16 protein-coding genes are annotated in these 20,442 nt (G+C 46.7%); 3 read left to right on the forward strand and 13 right to left on the reverse strand.

Translation table 11 applies throughout. The features are described from left to right. The first annotated feature begins 8 nt into the window (after nucleotides 1–8). Nucleotides 9–413: a CBS domain-containing protein gene (locus AC58VC_RS20890; RefSeq protein WP_497370896.1), complete on the forward strand. Its 405-nt coding sequence runs from the start codon at nucleotides 9–11 to the stop codon at nucleotides 411–413. Nucleotides 414–769: 356 nt separating this feature from the next. Here the strand turns inward: AC58VC_RS20890 and AC58VC_RS20895 are convergent, their stop codons facing one another. The 4 genes from AC58VC_RS20895 to AC58VC_RS20910 all read right to left on the reverse strand — a co-directional run bounded on the left by AC58VC_RS20895 (nucleotide 770) and on the right by AC58VC_RS20910 (nucleotide 5,664). Then, complete coding sequence (locus AC58VC_RS20895) at nucleotides 770–1,606, reverse strand: sugar phosphate isomerase/epimerase family protein (protein ID WP_497370898.1); 837 nt, start codon at nucleotides 1,604–1,606, stop codon at nucleotides 770–772. Nucleotides 1,607–1,692: 86 nt separating this feature from the next. Then, entirely contained in the window at nucleotides 1,693–2,472 is a 780-nt protein-coding gene (locus AC58VC_RS20900; protein ID WP_497370900.1) for a VOC family protein, read from the reverse strand. A gap of 66 nt (nucleotides 2,473–2,538) precedes the next feature. Beyond that, on the reverse strand, nucleotides 2,539–4,089 hold the full coding sequence (locus AC58VC_RS20905; protein ID WP_497370902.1) for an RNA polymerase sigma factor: 1,551 nt from the start codon (nucleotides 4,087–4,089) through the stop codon (nucleotides 2,539–2,541). A 57-nt stretch (nucleotides 4,090–4,146) separates the two neighbouring features. Further along, nucleotides 4,147–5,664: a DUF4153 domain-containing protein gene (locus tag AC58VC_RS20910; RefSeq protein WP_497370904.1), complete on the reverse strand. Its 1,518-nt coding sequence runs from the start codon at nucleotides 5,662–5,664 to the stop codon at nucleotides 4,147–4,149. A gap of 141 nt (nucleotides 5,665–5,805) precedes the next feature. Here AC58VC_RS20910 and AC58VC_RS20915 point away from each other — a divergent pair, with 141 nt between their 5' ends. Beyond that, on the forward strand, nucleotides 5,806–7,617 hold the full coding sequence (locus AC58VC_RS20915) for an ABC transporter substrate-binding protein (RefSeq protein WP_497370906.1): 1,812 nt from the start codon (nucleotides 5,806–5,808) through the stop codon (nucleotides 7,615–7,617). 10 nt (nucleotides 7,618–7,627) lie between these two features. Here AC58VC_RS20915 and AC58VC_RS20920 read toward each other — a convergent pair whose 3' ends face one another. The 7 genes from AC58VC_RS20920 to AC58VC_RS20950 all read right to left on the reverse strand — a co-directional run bounded on the left by AC58VC_RS20920 (nucleotide 7,628) and on the right by AC58VC_RS20950 (nucleotide 16,542). Beyond that, nucleotides 7,628–9,577 carry an ATP-dependent DNA helicase gene (locus tag AC58VC_RS20920; protein WP_497370908.1) on the reverse strand — a complete coding sequence of 650 codons (1,950 nt, stop codon included), beginning with the start codon at nucleotides 9,575–9,577 and terminating at the stop codon, nucleotides 7,628–7,630. 147 nt (nucleotides 9,578–9,724) lie between these two features. Further along, entirely contained in the window at nucleotides 9,725–10,603 is an 879-nt protein-coding gene (locus AC58VC_RS20925) for a radical SAM/SPASM domain-containing protein (protein WP_497370910.1), read from the reverse strand. 83 nt (nucleotides 10,604–10,686) lie between these two features. Continuing rightward, a complete protein-coding gene (locus AC58VC_RS20930; RefSeq protein WP_497371364.1) occupies nucleotides 10,687–11,481 on the reverse strand; it encodes a lipid II flippase Amj family protein in 795 nt (264 codons plus the stop codon). Nucleotides 11,482–11,483: 2 nt separating this feature from the next. Further along, a complete protein-coding gene (locus AC58VC_RS20935) occupies nucleotides 11,484–11,906 on the reverse strand; it encodes an SRPBCC domain-containing protein (protein WP_497370912.1) in 423 nt (140 codons plus the stop codon). Between the two features lie 31 nt (nucleotides 11,907–11,937). Beyond that, nucleotides 11,938–12,594, reverse strand: coding sequence for an HAD family hydrolase (locus AC58VC_RS20940; RefSeq protein ID WP_497370914.1), 657 nt, complete (start codon nucleotides 12,592–12,594; stop codon nucleotides 11,938–11,940). A 334-nt stretch (nucleotides 12,595–12,928) separates the two neighbouring features. Beyond that, the gene (locus tag AC58VC_RS20945; protein ID WP_497370916.1) at nucleotides 12,929–14,782 is read right to left on the reverse strand and encodes an ABC transporter ATP-binding protein; all 1,854 of its coding nucleotides are present in this window, start codon (nucleotides 14,780–14,782) and stop codon (nucleotides 12,929–12,931) included. Further along, entirely contained in the window at nucleotides 14,779–16,542 is a 1,764-nt protein-coding gene (locus AC58VC_RS20950) for an ABC transporter ATP-binding protein (protein WP_497370918.1), read from the reverse strand. The genes AC58VC_RS20945 and AC58VC_RS20950 overlap by 4 nt, the downstream gene beginning before the upstream one ends. 639 nt (nucleotides 16,543–17,181) lie before the next feature. Here AC58VC_RS20950 and AC58VC_RS20955 point away from each other — a divergent pair. Continuing rightward, on the forward strand, nucleotides 17,182–18,795 hold the full coding sequence (locus AC58VC_RS20955) for a PucR family transcriptional regulator (protein ID WP_497370920.1): 1,614 nt from the start codon (nucleotides 17,182–17,184) through the stop codon (nucleotides 18,793–18,795). Here the strand turns inward: AC58VC_RS20955 and AC58VC_RS20960 are convergent. Both AC58VC_RS20960 and hydA read right to left on the reverse strand, forming a co-directional pair. Further along, a complete protein-coding gene (locus AC58VC_RS20960; protein WP_497370922.1) occupies nucleotides 18,792–19,007 on the reverse strand; it encodes a hypothetical protein in 216 nt (71 codons plus the stop codon). The two genes, AC58VC_RS20955 and AC58VC_RS20960, sit on opposite strands and share 4 nt — an antisense overlap. Beyond that, nucleotides 19,000–20,442: a dihydropyrimidinase gene (hydA, locus tag AC58VC_RS20965; protein WP_497370924.1), complete on the reverse strand. Its 1,443-nt coding sequence runs from the start codon at nucleotides 20,440–20,442 to the stop codon at nucleotides 19,000–19,002. Before hydA ends, AC58VC_RS20960 begins: the two co-directional genes overlap by 8 nt.

Raw genomic sequence — 20,442 nt, forward strand, 5'->3', positions numbered from 1 at the left:
TTACGACCATGAAAACTGCCTCATTTCTTTTTCCGAAAGACAAAGTAGCCTTTATTAAGTCATCCTCTTCCATGAAGGAAGCAATGGACCAATTAGAGCAGCACTATTATACAGCACTTCCCATCGTTGATGAAGGCGGAAAATACGTTGGAACACTTTCCGAAGGTGACCTCCTGTGGACGCTCAAAAATAAACCAGGCGTTACCTTCGACAACATGGATGAGATCCCTGTTAGCAGTATTAAAAAGCATATTCGCAACGAATGTGTCTCCATCGATGCTTATATGGAGGATATGCTGGCCAAAGCAGCCGATCAGAATTTTGTTCCCGTCGTCGATGACAAACAAATTTTCCTGGGCATTATTCGCCGCAAAGATATTATCGCCTACTATATGAATAACATTACGGATTAAAAAAAGGAACTGGAGGCAAAGCCTCCGTTCCTTTTTTTAATCCAAATTACACCGATAGTCTCACATTTGCCATCTTTGGTGAAACTGCTGCAAAAAGTGCAGCTAATTCGCTCCAAACCGCGTGATTTACCTGTTTTCCTGTAAAATGTACAGGTAATGTTGAGGAAATCAGCCGTTTCGGCGGTTTGTATAGCATTTACCTGCACAAAATGCAGGTAATGTTAGTAATTCAGACTGAGCGGCTGATTTCACTGTATGTTTTGCAGGTAATTCCAGCCGTTTCTCAATCCTTCATGGAGTATCCACTTTGCGGCTCCGCTCTACTTCTGGAAGTCATACAGTAGGCTGCTGCGCATTCATGATGAAGTGACATACGGAGCGACAAGCTTCCGAACACGCTCAATCCCTTCCCACATGTCGCCGGGTCCGTCATAGACAACAGTAATCGGACCTTCGTACCCTGCTTGCTTCGCAATCTCCATGCAGCGGATGAACTCATCTTCATCCGGAAATCCTGCTGCATCCGTTTGCGCTTTAGCATGGATGGATTCGCTGAATGGAATCGTTTGGGCTAGCGATTCGAATTTATCACTTCCTTTGAAATTGCCATAATCGGAAGTGAATCCAAGGACATCCTCGCATTTTTGCAATAAGGCAAGGCAATTACCCGCTACTGAAGTCAGCGAATGGAAATTTTCCGTAACCACCCTAACACCGCGTGAGCTGGCGTACTCGCCTAACTCTCGTAAAGCATCAGCCGAACGCGCTAAGGCTTGGACATCTGAAGGTTCCGCATCGCCTGCAATGACCCGAACTCGCTCTGCTCCCGCAAGCGCGGCAATATCAATCCATCCTTTGATCCATGCGATGTCCGAGGCTCTGCGATCCTCATCAGCGCTAGAAACATCCCCATACTCGAGTAACAGTGTATATAAGCGTAGATTTGCTGATTGAAACGATTGTTTCAAGGCACTAAGATACTGCGAACTGGTATCTGGAAAATGAAAATGGCAAACTTCCAAAGAGGCAAACCCTTTGTTGGCTAGCACAGCTGGAAGCTCAAGAAGCGTAAGATGTTCCGGTTGCTCCTGCTGAGCCGTGATTTGTGTAAGTGTCGATTCATCCCAGCGTGTCCACCGCAATGGACCTAACAGTCGGTGCAAACTCCAACTCGTCAATGATAAAAATGGCATATGTTCAACCCTTCCTTGCTCTGTTTGAACAAATTTTACCAAACTCACATCGCTGGACACCATATGCCATCTCGCCGCTTCATCTCTTATTGTGCTGTTTTGTCCGCTTCTTCCACAACCAGATATCCATTGCCGTCCGGATCTTGAAATTGGAAACAAGTAACACCCATTCGCTTTTCAATCCCCTCCCTAACAATGCCGTCTACAGAACGGACATGATCAAGGGCCGCTTCCAAATCCGGCGACTCCATGATCATAATCGGATTGGTGCGTGTTTCTACCTGGAGCTGCTCAAAGTATCTGCTTGAGGACTGGCTTAACCGGTTATCATCAATAAGCAAATGAGCACCTCGATCCATTGGTATCGCCGGCAAATCACTGAACCTAGGGTCTGAACCTGCGCTTTTCCCAACAAAAACTTCATACCATGCCTTCGTATCATCGATATCATCGGTATGCACCAGGATGCGGCTAATTTTTCGCAGAAAAGCATTCGCAGGCCTTGTCGCCGTTAAACCTAAATCACGATTCGCTTTGCAAACCATATGAGAGTTCATATTGAAAACTGAAATATACTCATCTTGGAAAACATCCGTCAAGACCGTGTGAGGTTTAGTCTTACAAAATTGATGCGCAGCATGGATATCATCGGTATCGAACATAACCGTCGGCGGAGATCCCCAAGTATTCTTGTCTAGAATAATTTCAGTGTCCTCCAAAACAAAAATATAAATACCATGGGTGTCCTGATCCGGTTGAGGAACAATGGGTCGCTGAAATAATTTCGCGTACCATTCAATGGAGCGTTTTAGATCTTGAACGGGAACAAATACAGCTGGCATAAAAGCGTTAATCGGATGGGACATAGTCGATTTCCTCCTTAATTGATTGTTCAACGTATAGACACAGCGGCTGCATCATTTCTATCACATTCATTCAAAAAGAGTTGCTATGAAGCGGATGCCTTCTTTTTCGGCCTCCCACGCTAGCATCAGCTCTTCCCTAATCTTGCTCATTCGACCTGCATGACTGCCTCCGTAACCAAAGGGAAAGCTCGGGTATAAGCGAGTGAAGGCTTGGCTGACTCGCGTATAGCATAGTCCCGCCTCAGCAAGACGCTGCTTGCGCCAAACATTGCTGCTGCTTTCCGACAGCTTCTGCAAATAATGAGCCGCATGCTGCCGAGCTTCGGCTAGAATTGCAACTTGATAGGCATGTCCATGCAGATCAAGTGAACCATCTTCTACAGCCTCCAGCCAGAGGCGGTAACCATCAAGACCGAAAGCATAGCCATCCAAGGGAGGTTCTTTCCCTCTTGCATGCTCTATTATCGCTCGGAGCGCAGCATCCTCTGTCTGAGGAGGTGCGACTCTACCGCGGATGCCTAGCACGAACAGCGGCGGTTGATCAGCCTTTCGTCCCAATTGGTCATATCGAACAGAGTGTTCCTCTCGGTCATAACCTAGATACAAGATTTTCTGCTCACTGTCATTGTAGCCATGAATAAATCCAAACTCACTACTTTGCATATTCAAAATAATGGCGGGGACACCCTGATCGATAGAACCATGTAGGATGGATAAGATATGAACTTGCTGTTCCGGCGTTAGTGTTTTTCGCTGAGGCCGCCCAAAGCACGTCCCGCGGATGCCTAACCGTTCAAGAATTCGATATGCGGTGTAACTCCAGTCAAAGGTTGAGAACCCTTGGGAGTGACTGCTTTTCGCTACATTCAAACGGAATGCATCACCCGAGATTCCCATCAGCTCCGTATGAGAAAGGTTCTCCTCTCCTACAGTCCGAAGCGCTTCACCGATCATAACCGACAGAAACGCATAAGGCCGAGAAAACACTGGAGGAGGAAGCGTTCTGTTGACTGTCAGACCACTGCTTATCCGTCCCTCCAGATAACGCTCGATTTCCTTGCGGAAACGCTCTTCATTCGCTTTCACCCGCGCGCGAGACAATAAATTATAGATATTGCTTTGCTTCATCCCGAAGCGGGCAGCAAGTTCTTCCGTGGTCGCTTCATCAAAAGCGCTGGCGCTTAAAACCTCACGTGCCTGCTCGGAAAGCGGGCGCATGGAACTGCGAATCAGGTCTTCGCCTTCTTCCCGCTCCTGCCAGGCTCGTGGACTAATCTCTTCGCTTCCGCTGTGCTCTCCCCAACTCGATTCTGGGATTTCCTCCGTTATGTATTCGCTCCGGTTCGCAGCTCCACGAATCGAATTCATCGCGATCCGGCGAACCATAACCCGGAACCAAGCTCCGAATCTCTCTTCGTCTTTCAGGTCATGTATATTGTCTTTTACTTTGAGAAAAGCTTCCTGCACCACATCTTCTGCAAGAAACGCATCGCGAACGATGGCTTGCGCCCATGACAAGGCAGCTGAACGATACGCGCTGAGCAGCAATTCGAAAGCAATCGAATCTCCCTCTCTGACACGTCGTATTAGACCTGGCACTTCGTTATGGTTCCCCACTGGCAACCTCCTGCCATGTTTATTTCTCGTCTATATTCGCCAAAAAAACCGATTTCCCTACCTTTTCGCCCGATAGCTGGATAAATTCCAGGATGGCCAAGTTTTGCCCCTTTGATCACCCATCACACGATCTATGGTTTGCTGAACCGAACTTAGCTCGGGATGCTTAACCTGCAAATCCCTCAAAGCGGGAACCACATCCGTTGAGAGATTACCTAAATAATCCAGGTCGATGACTCCTGTTTTTTCATAACGCTCCATGTTGTTAATGGCAATCCGGTGGTCGAGATTCATGTAATTCATCACTAAATACGCTAGTATGGCAGTCGTTATGTAAGCTCTGGACATCGACATCTTTTCCACCCAAATCCGGAAAAAGGCAAGGATAAACAAAATGCCAAGGAAGATCATGAACCCATGCACGAGCAGTCTCGTTTGTGTAAATCCATAAGCCTCTTCATAGAGCGAAAGCCTTCCATAAGCAGAAATTAGCATGACTATTGTACAAGCTACCAGTAAAGTTAGCAGAGTTTTTCGAATCATTTCACCTAATGGACTGCTTGAGCGAATCCAATGTAAACCAGGAAACAGCAGCGATACATTGATAAGAGCGACAACAACCAGCTCCGCAAAACCTCTGCGAGCATATTCCGCATATGCGACACCTGATGGCAATAGGCCATCTGCGGCTCCGAATAAATACGAAAACTGGATGATCGCGAACAACACATAAACTACATTCACACATACAAGCAGTGTTCCTGCTGTTATTGGATCAAGCAAGGGTTTGTTGCGTACCACGTCAGCAGTAGCAGCAGCTGTTTCATTTTCCGTACTGTCAAATGGGTGCGATGCTTCGATGACTTTTGGGAAAAGTAGTCCCCACATATAACAAAAAGTGTACAGGGTAATGGCAACTGCCAGAATGATTCGGCCTATCCCTTCCCCAATGGACACGCCAGTGAACCAAGCTGGAACTTCCGCAATCCAAGATAAGAAGATCCGATCAGCAGAAGCTAACAATCCGATAACGATAAACAAGATAGGCGCTGCCAGCAAAAGACCAGCCAATACTTTGACAACTTTCCCCCAAGTCGAATCTTTTTGGTTATCGCGGTTTGGCAGCCATGCTTTGACCATCCCGAAGGGTACAGGGAGATAAGTAATCGGACTGCTGATAACGTGCCTAACCATGTCTTGCAGGAATGTAGCATGGTACCAGGCATGTTTGCTATTCCTCGATAACACAACCGTCTGCATCACGATACAAAGCGGGAGAGCAATTATATTTAGAGAGTGAAAAAAGCTGTTTGCGAACAAAGCATAGGTCATCGCCAACAAAGTAACCGGCACCATCAGCAGCCAACCGGCAGTACTTTGCCCTTTCCACGGCTCAAATCCGCCTAATCTGCCTTTTATTGAATAAAAATAAAGTCCATAGAAGCCGGCAACGCTTAGACATACAGAAATACCCGCTGGACGGCCAATAAATAAATATTGCACCAGCAGTCCGAATAAACAAGCGTACGCTAACATGTAGCTATATTTTCTTTGCCATGGAGCTGGATCTCTCATTGAACTTTCTCTCCTTTAATCATAATGATATGGAATTGCAAGGAATTGATAATTCCTGCCTTTTATTGTAACCTTTAAAACAAGAACAAAAAGTGTAAGTTTAATTTCAGTAATTTCATATTTTATGACGGAGGCCTTTTGATGAAAATTCGCAAGCATTATTTGACACTTCGGGATGCCTTTCCACATCTCCATGAAGAGGCTCCACTGGAGACAACGCTCGAAGAGCTTGCGGCGGAGGTAGACTGTACACACCGCAACATGGTGCTTCTCCTCAAACGGATGCAGCAAGAGCAGTGGCTCACTTGGCAGCCCAAGAAAGGCCGCGGCAATCGCTCGACCCTCATTTTTCATATGCGCAAAGAACAATTGCTTCTGGAAGAAGCCAAACAATTCGTGGCCAAGCAAGACCTGCAATCTGCTCTTGAGCTGCTGCAAACAACCGATCATCCCACTCACTTGAGAGAGCAGTTTCAAGAATGGTTGTCCGGCCAATTCGGGTTTCGTTCCGAGCTGCAGGGTGATCGGCGATCTGATGTGCTGCGCTTCCCACTGACCCAAACCATTCACGCGTTAGACCCTGCTGCGATCCATTATGCTGGGGAATCCCATCTAGTGAACCAGCTCTTCGATGGTCTCGTTCGGATGGACTCGAAGGGTGAGCACATCGTGCCTCATTTGGCGCATGCATGGGAGGTCGATGAAACGAGAAACGTTTGGACGTTTTATCTCCGAAAAGGAGTGCGTTTTCATCATGGACGCGAAATGTCCGCTAGCGACGTCAAATATGCGCTCGAAAGACTGCAGCGCTTAGCGCCGCGCGGGCTGTACAGCTGGGCATATGCGGGAATAAAGCATATTTCCTGCCCGAGTAACACGACAGTTGTCATCCAACTCGTAGAACGTAATGAATTGTTTTTGGGATTCTTGAGCACGAATCGCGCTGCGATTGTTCCTGAAGACGCGTGTGAAGCAGCCGGAGGTTGGATGGGCACGAACCCTATCGGGACGGGTCCTTTTCGCTTAGTGGGACACGAGCATGGCATTTGGATTCTGGAGGCATTTCCTGCGTACTTTCAAGGCAGAGGCTTCTTGGATCGTGTCGAAGTGTGGACGCTGCCAGAGCATGAACATCTGTCTGACTCCGATCCTAAGCAGCCTTTCCAAGTCATGCACAATGTGCGAATTTCGGACATGGATGCCCAGCGCTGGCAGCAGGTGAGGCAATCGGGTATGACAACGAAATTCATGACGGTTAATGAGAGGAAAGAAGGTCCTTTACGAAATCCACTCATCCGCAAAGCTCTTAGCCAAGCATTAGATCAAGCTTATTTATTAGAGCAGCTTTCTGGTGATGTGATCGAAGTGGCCCGTTCATTTTTCCCGAAATCAGTTGGTGAAGAAGATGTGCATGCTAAGGAGAATGCTAATGCTCCCCTTTCTTCTTTTCCATCAGCAACATTCGAGCAGTTGCTCCACGCTGCAGGTTATCAAGGAGAGACTTTGATGCTCGCTACGATTCCGCAATACGAGCAGGATGCGCTTCTGTTGCAGAAAATGTACGCGAAATCCGGCATCAAGCTCCAAATCATGCTCATTCCTGCGGAGCAGTTCAATGGCGAGCTGCGCATGACAGCTGATCTGGTTCTTTTCGCCATCATGATGGATGAGCACCGCGAACTGCGGCTTTATGATATGTACAGTAGTATGCAGCAGCATGCGGCGCCTGAGGTCAAGTCTTTGCTCGATGACTGCCTGCAGCTGTTGCGTTTTGAAATCGAGCCCCTACGCAGAAAAACGCTGCTTGAGCAGTTAGAATCACAGCTCAAGCAGCGTTACAGTTTGCTTTTTCTATATCGGAAACATCTCAAAACCGCCTACCACCCGTCCATACGCGGCATTTCGTTCGATTCTCTCGGGTGGGTACGATTTCGCGACATTTGGTTCACTTAAACAGGCAGCCTTACAGACTAAATTTCAGCGCTACTCCTGAAGGCAGTACACCAACAATATGCTCACGAAGCGCGTCATTCGTGTGAATCTCTTCGCTTAAGATAGCGATAATCCCACTATCTTCCCGCGTTCGGATTAAGCGGCCGATCCCTTGTCTCAGCCTTAACAGCATGTAGGGAATGTCCACTTCCTCGAAAGGATTAGTGGCTGCTTCCCTTTTCGCCATGAAAACAGGATCTTGCGGTGGAAACGGAAGCGCCCAGATAATGACGTTCGATAAGGAAGGACCTGGCACATCAAGTCCTTCCCATAAGCTTACCGCTGCAAGCACGCTATGCTCGTCTCCTTGGAAAGAAGCGATGAGATGGCTGATTTCTTGATCTCCTTCGAATAAAAACCGCAGCTTCTCGCACTCGCTCCGTTTCTGAATCTCCAGCTTAAACCTGCGCAGCTCTTCGTGGGTCGGGAATAGAATTAACGCCCGTCCTTCCGTTCTTTGCAGCAGTTTTATGGCTATCTCCATTTTTTCCTGGAAAGTCCCGCTAGAAGTCCATGTTGGAGCTAACACTTCCATTCGTTCTGCATAATCATATGGTGAATCCACGGAGAACGATAAATACTTGTCCAGTCCCAAGCTATCCGCAACATAATCAAAGGTTCCCTCAACGGACAACGTAGCGGAGGAGAAAACGATTGGCATTTTGGCAGAAAACACTTGCTCTCTCAGCACTTCTTTCACCGTTCTTGGCATGATCACCAAACTCAGACCCGTTATACTTTCCGTTGCCCAACAGATGAAAGCTTGATCATGGCGGAACAAGGCCAGCGCCTTCTGCATCATTTCCAAATGCTCTTCGACAATTTTGAGCTGATAGTCATTCAAAGTGAACATCTCACTTTCGAAGACAAGCTCCTCTTCGATCTGTGATAAAATATCACATAAACGGTGAATTTCGCGCAGCAATCGATCATTCATCACAATCTGCTTGCGATCCGAGCCCACAATCGGTTGACAACAGCTCTCGAGAACTTCGAACATCCGTTCACTTTGCTCAATCGCCTGATCAATACAGACTGCTAGTGTCTCGCGCACTTCCCCTTTTAACAAACGAACCACTAATTCTTCAAAAACGGTATGCTTTAGCTTGTAAGTCAATGCTTTTTGCGCAGCCGACTCCATCAAATGTCCTTCATCGAAAACTACCGAGCAGTGATCCGGCAATAGCGGCAGCTGTCCTTCCCGCTTCCGTCCCTCATACGTCCAAACATGCTCCATATAGAAATCATGGGAACAAATAATCAGATCCGCCGATTTCCGGTAGGACTCCCGTGACAAGGTTTGACCGCAGCGGTGTCGTTTATCACAGACAAAACAATCCTGATAAGCATCCCAACTAACACGTTCCCACTGTGCATCATTCAGATCCGGGTAGTCTTTACGATCCCCATAGGCATAAAAAGATTGAAGAGCTTCCCGCGTGTGGACGAAGTCAGGCAAACCAGCATGTAGCTCCCGGTATAAGCTTAAATCTTCGTGTCCAAAACGAGCTTCATCCAGCTTCTGAAGACACAGATACTGATCAGGTGATTTGGCAAGACGAGCATCAATCACAAGATCCAAATGCCGCATTAATTTATCAACATCGCCGCCTGGCTTGACCAATTGCTCAATTAACGATTCATCCGCACACGCGATGATGGCCGGTTTCTTCGTTAGTCGCGAATAACAAATCGCATACAACAAGTAGACAAGTGTCTTCCCTGTACCTACACCCGCTTCTGCAAAAATGGTTTGTTTCTCAGCAAAAGCCCGCTCGAGTTGAAACGCCATGTAAATCTGCTCATCGCGTACTTCAAACCCTGCTTCGGGTAAAACTTCATAAAATAAATCAGCAATCCAGTCAGAAACCTGCTGCATGAATGGCTGTGAATGATCATACTCAAATGGATACCGTCCCATGTTGCAAGCCCCCAAAAATAGAAATCTAATCAAACTTGTATTATCTCACTAACTAGATACAAATGCAAAGAAAGATAGAAAAAAGCCTCATTCACTCCGCTTTAACCGTGGAGATGAAGAAGCTTTCCATCCATTATCAACTTCTTTTTACATACTAAAACGTTCCCGATATCCGCATTTGCGGCATAATTCTTCCACAACTTCCCGTCTGGAAAAGCCTTCGAATAAACGATTCGCCCGCTCCCCTTCAACAATTTCAGAGAATGGCGTGTGGTTAATATTGCCCAAATTAATAACGCCTTCTCCATCAAGACAACAAGGAATTACCGTGCCGTCAACTAGGATACCTGCTTGATTCCGCAAGGCATGGCAGAAGCCTGGTCCTTCAATTTCTTGGGCCTTCAGATCCGGCCATTGAAACTCATGATCCTGATTCAGATACACGCGCTCTGCGAGTTTCACACCACTGCCACGCACAAATTCTTCATCGATCTTGTAATCCAGCTCAAACTCTTTCTCCAGCATCTCCAGCACTTCGCGATTTCGCTGCCGTTCTTGATTCGTTTGGTTATCCATCGTTAAGTTCCATAATCGGAAAGAAATAATGACATTAGACTTTGCTACAATTTCCTTGGCAAAACGCAAAACGCTCATCACATAGCCTTCTTTATCTTCTGAGCCTTCGTGACCATCAAAACTGTGCAAAGAAAAATTCATTTGTCGTAGCGCCGGTTTGTCCAACAGCTTATGCTTATTTTTGTTAATCAATGTTCCGTTGGTTGTAATATTGACCTTAAAACCTCTCTCATGGCTCAGATCAAGCAGTTCGTCGATCTTGGGATGCAGTAAAGGCTCTCCTTTGACATGGAGGTAAATATGATCCGTATGCGGCTTGATTTGATCAAGAATATTCGTAAACGTATCTATTTTAATAAAATTAGCTTGCCGCTTCGTTTGCGGACAAAACGTACAAGCTAGGTTACATACACTTGTAATCTCAATATAAAACTTTTTAAACTTCTTCATGCCATGGCTCCGTTTCTAGCTGCGCTACTATGATAATAGCTATTATAACAAGCTGCTCTCCTGAAAGAAAGGAATTGAAAGATTTAGAATATCCATTTGACGATCCATCCGATAAAATACGCCGAAGGAATAAGAAATGCTTGTGCCAGCAAAGTACCTAGAAAACGGGATGTCATAAGAAGTGCATAAATTTTCCCTAGCTGACTACGTTGCGATTCGTCTTGCAGCGCTTTATCTGTGATGAGTCCCAACTGCGGATCGATGAAAATTGTGAGCAATATCGTCGCGATCCCATTAATAAGCCCTGATGCCTGGGAAGCCGTAGTTGCGTACTCAGGTATCAAATGTGCCGCATACAAGGAAGACAGCACCCCCACAGAGTAGAAGGCCGTTACTAGGATATTGATGACTAAAAACCTTTTGGATACGCCTAAATAGCGGAATTGGCTGAGCTTAAACTTCGGCTTCTTCAAGTAACTTTTGGTGTTTTTCAACTGCTCTATCTTTACGCTAGAAATGAGTTTCGGGATAGAGCCTGCCACTTCGATACGAGCAATAACCCGTACACTGATGTTGATAAATGAAGGAAATAAAGCAATTGCAATCAGCGTTCCAATGGACGACGCGAACAAAGTAATCCGTAAGTATCTTTCTAAATCAAAGGTCGGCTCTGCCTTGGCAAAATCCACGAAATTAGCCGTCATAGGCGCTTGAATTAAATTGGCTGTACGGGAAACGAGGACGATAATCCCAACTAGCGAAAGCGCAACAGCCAGCTTGTTCACCTTCACTCCAGCAAAACGTACAGAGTAAGACAAAGTTTCTGCGGTATGAATGATCATCGTTAAAATGAAAACCAGTATGAGTGTATTTGTCATCGTCATTTGGTCGTTAACTCCACCAGCCGGTTCATAACGGCTTCCCAACGCACCTTCATTTCTTCTCTGCGCTGCATGCTGTCGAGCTTTTCTTGGTGAAAACTAATCGTTGTTCGGCCAGGAGATGCGGCGGGCAGCAGCCGAATTTGCAAAGTTGAAGCTTCCGCCCAGCCAGCAGGCTGCCAAGATAGACGCAGCTGCTCATTCGGTTTAACCACGCGAAGAACCCCATTAGTCCCTTCTTTCGTACAAAATGCATGCCCTTTTTCGAACGTAATCGTAGGAGTCTCCCCTAACCAAAGCTTGCGACCTTGCGGCGAAATCAGCAGTTCCCATGTCTTCTCTTGGCTTAAAATAATCGTCTTTCTAACGCCAATCTGAAAGCCTGCAGCGGCTGTAAGCCCTACGATTTTCTCTGAATTCATTAGCTCTCCCCCTTCGCTATTCCGATCCAGCTTAAAGCTTCTCCAAATAATCCTTCAGTTCCATCAAATCCCTAATTGTATAATCTCGCTCAAAATCACCTTCAAAATGGACGTCTTCCTTCCAGATTCCCCTCATCCCCACACTACGGCTAGCCCAAACATCATTTCTCGGATGATCACCGACATAGGCTGCCTCATTAGGTTGTGCTCCCAATCTATGTAATGCTCTATGGAAAATCTCAGGTTCTGGCTTGCGCAGCCCCTCTATTTCGGAAACGAGTATGGTATCAAAATAGGTCGAGATCCCTAGTGCTTCTGTATTTTTAGTCTGAAAAACACCATAACCATTGGTAATCAGGCCAAGCTTAAATCCGCTATGTTTCAAGTAGGTCAAAAGTTCATGAAGATTTGGAAACCCTGCACAATGCGAGCTGAACTGCTCCATGTAATCTTCTAACAAGTCCTCCCATTGCAAGGCTAGATCGAATTCAAGTTTGAGCTGCTGATACACTTTGTCTTTCCAGACGTAACCTCTTTGATCCAGGGCAATAAACCTGTTCACGTACACGGATTTTTCAACGCGCTGAAGTTCAGTCATTCTCTGGTGTTGATTTTCAATAAAGGCTTTCAGAGATGTCTGCCGATCCAGCAGCGTTCCGTCCAGATCAAACATAATTGCTTTTAACATGGGAGCCATCACTCCTTTCTAGCATAAAAAACAATCCGGATATCGAAGCTTTCCGCTCCAATCCTCAAAATTGAACCCCCTTAAAATCAAGTATTCGTTTATCTACCAGTAATTCCCTCTAAAATGTTTAAAAAATAATGAAAAATCGCCATAGCGATTTCGAAGAGAACTCCAGGCCGTTATTTTGCCGATTCCACCGAAAAACGTGCCATGAAGTCGAAATAAGACCCCCTAGTTCCGCTCAATGTGAAAACAGCCCGCTTTCCTATGAATAAGGGACTCCAGTTCCCACATACGCAAAAAAAAGAGAGCCTAATGGCTCCCTTTTCATCTATCACTCTGATTGCCTCTCATCACCATACCAGAGTTCTCGGAAAGTCGCGCTTCGCTGCAGCAGCTCCTCTGATGTACCTTCGGCTTCGATGCGCCCCTCCTTCATCACTATGATGTGATCGGCACGCGTCAAAGCCGTTTTGCGGTGCGAGACGACCAAGCAAGTCGCATCGCTTCGACGCTGGAACATACGCTCCCAGAGCTTCTGTTCCGTCTCCACATCGAGCGCGCTCGACAGGTCGTCGAAGACGTACAGCTCGGCGTCGCGCACGAGCATGCGCGCTGCAGCTGTCCGCTGCGCCTGGCCGCCGGAGAGCTTCACCCCGCGCGGGCCGATGACGGTGTCCAGCCCACCAGGCAGCTGCGCGACGTCGTACTCCAGCACCGCCGCGTGCAGCGCCTGCTGCAAGCTATCGTTTTGCTCCGCTTGCCCGAGCAAAATATTGTTGCGCAGCGTATCGCTGTACAACCGCGGCACCTGCGCGGTGTAGGCGCTCCGCGGCGGGGTGAAGAAGGTGCCAGGGTCTTCAACGGGCACTCCGTTCCACGCTATGGTCCCTTTCCCTTTGGGCAGAAGCCCAAGAAGGGAGCGCACCAGCGTGGTTTTGCCAGATCCGATCGCTCCCGTTACAACGGTGAACGATCCTCTTTGCAAGCTAAGGCGAATGTCCGAGATGCCTCTGCCTGTATCCGCATAGGCGTAGCTCAATCCATTCACTTCAAGCCGTTGCAGCGCAGCTTCGCTTCCGAGCGTTGCAATCTCGGTCAGCTCCGTTCTGCTCGCACCCCCGTGCGTAGCAGGTTGGGTCTGGCCCGTTTGGTGCTCCGTCTGCTCCATCTGCTTGCCTCTGCTGTCACTGCTAGGCTTCAAATACAGCGAATTAACCATCGTTAAAACCTTCGCCGAAGCTCCCTGCAGAAGAAATGTTAACCGTTCCAACGATACACTCATCTGCTTAAAATACGTAATGAATTTACCCACATTCGTTATAAATTGCGTAACAAAGGTCAAATAGTAGACGAACAGCGCGAAGTCCCCGACTGTAAAGGTACCTGCTCTCATTTTCGTGCCGGCTAACAAGAGAATAAGTCCTGTTCCCAGATTCACAGAATTGGAGAATACGGAGTCCAGCAGCTCCGTCATTAAGCGATCCTTGAGCATCGCCTTGCGGCGATTGTCGCCAAAGCTGCGGAAGCGTTCAATGACTCGGTCCTCAGCTCCTGCCACTTGTATGGCTTGTACGTTACCGAACATTTCACTGATTTCCCCCGTCACCTTGGACGTTGCTTCCCTGCTCGCTGCGCGATATTTCTGAAGGCGAACAGTCGCTAGCTGCGCAGCCGTAATAACAAGCACAATCGGCAGAAACACAAGCAGCGTCATTTGAGCATCAATTCGAATCAGAATGTAACCGGACACGAGTGCAAAACAAGTCATGCCAAATACATCAACAGACCAGCTTACCGCCTCTTCGGATTGATCCACATCATCCCGGAAATGGCTAATCGCTTCCCCAGGAGAAACGGGAATAGCTTGTGCGCCTGGCTGTTTTAAGACATGCTCAAGCAAATTTCTTCTGAGCAGCATCCCCATCCGAAAGCGGAAATGAACATCCGTTATAAACCCGATAATAATGAGGCAAATACGCCCTAAAGCGGCAGCAATGAGCAGCGCGATCAAGCCCCAGACGCCATAGCCGAGCGTGGAATTCACAGTCAAAGAATCAAAAAATTGTTTCGTAATCAAGCCTGGCGCGATCGGCGCCAAGTAAATAATTGTCCAAGCAAGAGCATTAATAAAATAACGCAAAGGACGGTACATAATTAGCCGCCACAAATATTGGAACGTAGTCATACCAATACCTCCTCGAGCCCGGTAGCAAGTAATTGACTGAATCGAGATTTGGGATCTGCGGCCAACTGCTCTCTTCTTCCCGTTTCCATCACATGACCATTATCCAAAATTAGGATATGATCCGCACGCTGCACCGTAGTTAATCGGTGCGCGATCATGATACAGGATCGTTCGGTCAAGAGTCTAGATACTGCTTTCTCGATGCGCTGCTCAGTCAGAGGGTCTAGCCGAGAAGATGCTTCATCCATAATGACAAGTCCTGGTTTCGTTAGAAACACCCGTGCGAATGCCAGCAATTGCGCTTCCCCCGCCGACAAGCTTCCTCCTCCAGAGGCAAGCATCGTATCCAGCCCTTCAGGCATTGACTCATACCATGAGCCGAGTCCAAGCTCAGTAAGCACGTCAACAATTTCTTTATCCGTAATGGCGTTATCATAAAAGGTTAAATTATCGCGAATTGTTCCCTGCATAATCTCAATATTTTGCGTCACCAGCGCGACATGTTTGCGCAGCTCTGCCAATGTGCAATCGCGTATATCGGTCCCGCCTAGCGCGATTGTGCCACTTTGCGGATCATAAAAGCGCAGCAAAAGTCTAGCCATTGTTGACTTGCCACTGCCAGTTCGCCCAAGTAAGCCTAAGACTTCCCCTGGCTTCAAGTTCAACTCTACGCCTTTGAGCGTAGGCTGGTCCCCATCGTAGCTGAACGTTACATCACGGAATTCAACACTAAGCGGCCCTTGTGGCAGCAATGCACCCGGCCCATCCTTAATCTCGGATTGTGTAGCAAACAGCTCACGAATTCGGGAAATACTTGCATCCGCCTTCTGCAAATCCTCCATTTGTGTACGGATTTTCTCGATTGGCTTAGCTAGCAGCTCTGTATAAAAGAAAATTAAGTACACCGTACCCAAGGAAATGTTCTGGCTATACCACAGATATGCACTAATGCCAAAAGCCAAGGCATTGCCCAATGCAAAAACGAAAATCGACATATTCCACATCGCGCAGAAACCTAGAAAGGCTTTGACTCGCAGCGGTAGCATTTTTCTTAGCATCGTATAAAAACGATTCATCACGAACCCTACTGCTCCGTTGGCGCGGATATCTTCCGTCCCTTCCAAATGCTCACCGATAAAGCCGTAAAACTCAGCATTCGCCTGCCGCCATCCCGCCCACACAGGAACAGCGAATTTACGAATCCACTGAATCATAAAAACTGCAAAGATGACAAAAAAAGCCATTCCCGCGCCAATGATCCAATTCTCCCGGAATAATAAAACGATAATGCCTGCCATCAAAAGCAGATTGCCGAATAGATGAATAATCATACTGGAGAAGAAATTCGCAAGCGCATTCACATCGCCGTCCACTCGTTCGATAAGCGAGCCTGACGTATGCGATTTATGAAAGGACATATCTAGCGACAAGCAATGTGCTGCCAAATCAACGCGTAATTTATTCGTTGTTTTCCAACCGACATTTTCGCTATAGTACGTTGCTATAACGGAGACAAGCTGCTGCACAAGCGAGAAACCGATAAAGAAAATCGCTGCTGTGATCAACGGCTGCATGGCGCTGCCGGCTTGTGCCTGATCAATAAAATAGCGGATAATTTGCGGATTGACTAGCTGTAATCCTATAGAAGCGAACAAAAGCAGCGTCAATACAACGAGTGTACCTCTCTGCGGGAACAAATATCGACTTAAAAGCTCAGCATACTGTCCCATGGAGTTACTCTTTTTGGGTTTCACCTTCATTATGTAAGTGCCTCCAGTGATTATTAATGACATTAATTATTCATGTCGTTAAGTATTGTCCTCCTCTGCCAATCGTACATTCAATCATACTAAATTGAACTGCAACCGACAACGCACGTTTTCATTATCATCAACACCGCCTGGGAGAGGGTGGAATAGCGTGCAATCAGATTGAAGTTGAGTCTGAGAAAGCGCAATCAGATTAGCGTTGGGTCTGCAAGTTCATTGGACGAAATCCAATGGAAACAGTGAATTTAGATCCCGATTAGCGATCCTATTGGATGAAATCCAATGAGGTCGGTAAATTGTGGGGTTTTATCGCTAGATATGGCACTTCTATTGGATTTCGTCCAATGGAACGTGCATTTTAGGTACATAATTGACGTTTTCATTGGAAATCATCCAACGGAATACGAAGTACCCCGTGCTCAATAGCTATTTTAAAACACTAACATGGACTACTGGCACCTCACGACTGACTTAGCGTCAATATATACGCAGAAAAAAACCGCAATCGCTCGCGGTTCCTTCTTCCTATAAGAATAATCTCCACAAGTCATTAGACACATTGTATAATAGTAAAAAATCACCAATACGGCACTCATGTTATCTTCACTAACACATAGGCGGTGGATGAAATTGGTTCAGACACTTTTGCAATTAACCGTGAGAGACATTTTGCAGCGTCCTTTGTTTCAGAAAGTCGAGACCATCGCAAGTGAAGAAGCATTGAACCGCTCTGTTCGTTGGGTTCATATTATGGAAGTACCGCAAGTAGGCCATCTATTGAATGGCCATGAACTCATCCTCAACACAGGGATTGGTTGGCACGATAACGAAGAATTAAGCCTCTCCTTCCTCCAACAATTGATCGATAGCGGAGCATCTGGACTTTGTATTGAATTAGGAACCTATACGAAACAGCCCCTCGAACGAATGAAAGAGCTCGCCCTGAGCGAACATTTTCCACTTATCTTTTTCCATGAAGAAGTCCGGTATATAGATATTACCCAAGATTTGCATGCCTATTTCATCCATCAGCATTACACGATGGTGTCTGAGCTTGAAGCTCTATCCACACAGTTAAATCAGCTGCTCCTCTCAGGAAAAGGACTGCAGCCACTCTTACGGCTTTTGCACGAAACGACACTAGCCCAGGTCGCCTTTTTTCCATATGGAGAGGAAGCACGGTTTATCCCAGAAATACCGAAGACGGAAGCAGATCACTTTTACGAACAATGGATATTTGGAGAAATCTTTCGACTGCCTGATATAAAAAGCAAGCTTGCCCATCGCCCTATTCTAGCACTTGAGCGCATGTTTGCTGATCTTCTTTTGTACGGAGAACAGGAGTTGAGCGAATTTCAGATTCTTGCGTTAGACCGGTTCGCAACTGCTATTGCACAAGAAATGATGCGCACGACCTATATGGAGGAGAAAAAGCGGTACAAGCAGGATCTTTGGGTCATGGATTGGCTGAACGGAAAGCATAACCTGCAAGTCATTCGAGACTACATGCTTGCCCTGAAACCCCATGTGAAGCTTGATCAAGCCATTGTGTGCGTGATTGAAAGCAGATCTGTACGTGAAGACGCGAACGATCATGAAGCGCACCTCCTACAAAAACACATGGTAGCGCGCTCCATTTTCGAAGGTGAAGGCTTCTACTTGGTCCCCGCCTTTACCAACTCTCATTTCGTTTTCATTCTACTTGATCAGCTAGGGGCAGCACCCTTTCAGGATCGAATGATAAGGGCCATTCAGCGCTTGCAAAAGACAGAAAACCTGCAAGAGACGGCGCTTTTCACACCTTTTCTAGGAATAGGCAAAAGAATCAGTGATCCCTCTCTCCTCAAGATAAGCTATCAAACCGCACTTGATACGATTGAAATTCAGAAAGACATCGGTGTACTGGCCAAACCTTTCTACGATGAACTTCACGTGGGCAAAGTCATTCTGACGATGAAACAAAGCGGCTCGTTGGCATCCTTTATTGAAGAATACCTCGGGCGTATCCTGCTCTATGATCGGGAGAAAAATGGTCAACTTTTGAAAACGCTGAAAATGTATTTAGCTTTAAGCGGGTCCAAACAGGAAACAGCCAAAGAGCTTTTCATCGTAAGGCAAACCCTATATCACCGTCTGGACAAAATTGCCCTACTATTAGGCGATGATTATATGCGGCCTGACAAAAGGATGGCCATAGAGTTAGCGCTCCATGGTTACGAATATATGCATGGAATCATAGCTTAGATCTGTTCCTGACCCTGCCGAATGAGCAACGTAGCATAATATTTCCTCGCATTCGCTGTTTTCAGATGGAGGGTCGCCGTTTCACCGCCGGGGTGTTCGAATTGCAACCATGCGCCGCTCAAATCTTCCTTCACCCCAACGATCTTAAATTTCTGAGCAACGAAACCATCCAGCTTTTGCTTCTCGAGAATAAATTGTGCATGCTCAGACATGTGTTGCACCCCTTTGATCAACGGCATCTTGCTTAGGCTTAACCTGAAGAGATTCAGAGGGATAGGTATGCCGTTTCACATATTGACCAACACCAGGCGTACCCACGAATTGTTTATTTTGGATCACGTACTCCCCTCTCGATAGCACTGTAACAGGCTCTCCAGTAATTTCAAGACCTTCAAATGGATTATAATCCACATTCATATGGTGAGTGTCGGAGGAAATAACGCGAGTTACATTCGGATCAAAAATAACAATATCGGCATCACAGCCTACAGCGATTGTTCCTTTCCTAGGAAATAAACCAAACAATTTGGCACTTCGCGTAGACACGATATCAACGAATTGGTTGAGCGTTATCCGCCCCTTCAGTACGCCTTCCGAAAAAAGAATCGAAAATCGATCTTCGATACTAGGGCCACCATTTGGGATTTTGCTAAAATCACTCAGCCCCAGCTCCTTCTGACCTTTGAAGTTAAAGGAGCAGTGGTCGGATCCTAGCGTTTGAAGCTGTCCGTTTTTAAGTGCTGTCCATAACGCATCTTGATGCTTTTGCGGGCGAAGCGGTGGCGACCACACGTATTTTGCACCTTCAAAATTGGGCTTCTCTAAATACGTTTGATCCAACATTAAGTACTGCGGACAAGTCTCTCCCCAAATATCGACCCCTTGATTCCTCGCTTCGGCAATCTGTTGAACAGCTTCCTCGCACGTCACATGAACGACATATAGCTGAGAGTTTGCCAAAGCCGTTAGTTTGGCTGCGCGCCCCGTTGCTTCCCCCTCAATCAAGGATGGACGTGTCAGCGCATGGTAGATCGGCTCCGTATTCCCTGCCTCTAGCGCTTCCTTGATCAAATAATCAATCACGTCACCATTCTCGGCGTGTACCATGACCAATGCTCCATGCCGCTTAGCTTCAAGTAATGTTCGATAAAGCGTTCCGTCATCGGCTTGAAATACATTTTTGTACGCCATGAATACTTTGAGCGATGTGATCCCCTCGTCATGTATCATTTTGGGCAGCTCAGCCAGCACATCATCGTTGATTTCAGCAATCATTAGATGGAAGCTGTAGTCGATCACTGCCTTGCCCTGCGCTTTGTTATGCCAGGTTTGAACAGATTGACTCAGCGGAACACCTTTATTCGTCAGACAAAAATCAATGATCGTTGTCGTTCCTCCAAACGCTGCAGCCTTCGTTCCAGTCTCAAAATTGTCTGCTGTAACTGTCCCCCCAAAAGGCATATCCAGATGCGTGTGCGGATCAATGCCGCCAGGGAAGACATAAAGTCCCTGTGCATCGATGATTTCAGCGCCTTCTACCTCAATATTAAGCCCAATTTGTGCAATGATACCGTTCTCGATCAAAACGTCCGCTTGATAGTGGTCAGCAGCCGTCACAACCGTGCCATTCCTAATAAGTTTGGCCAT

This window comes from Paenibacillus sp. J22R67 (genome assembly GCF_059692175.1).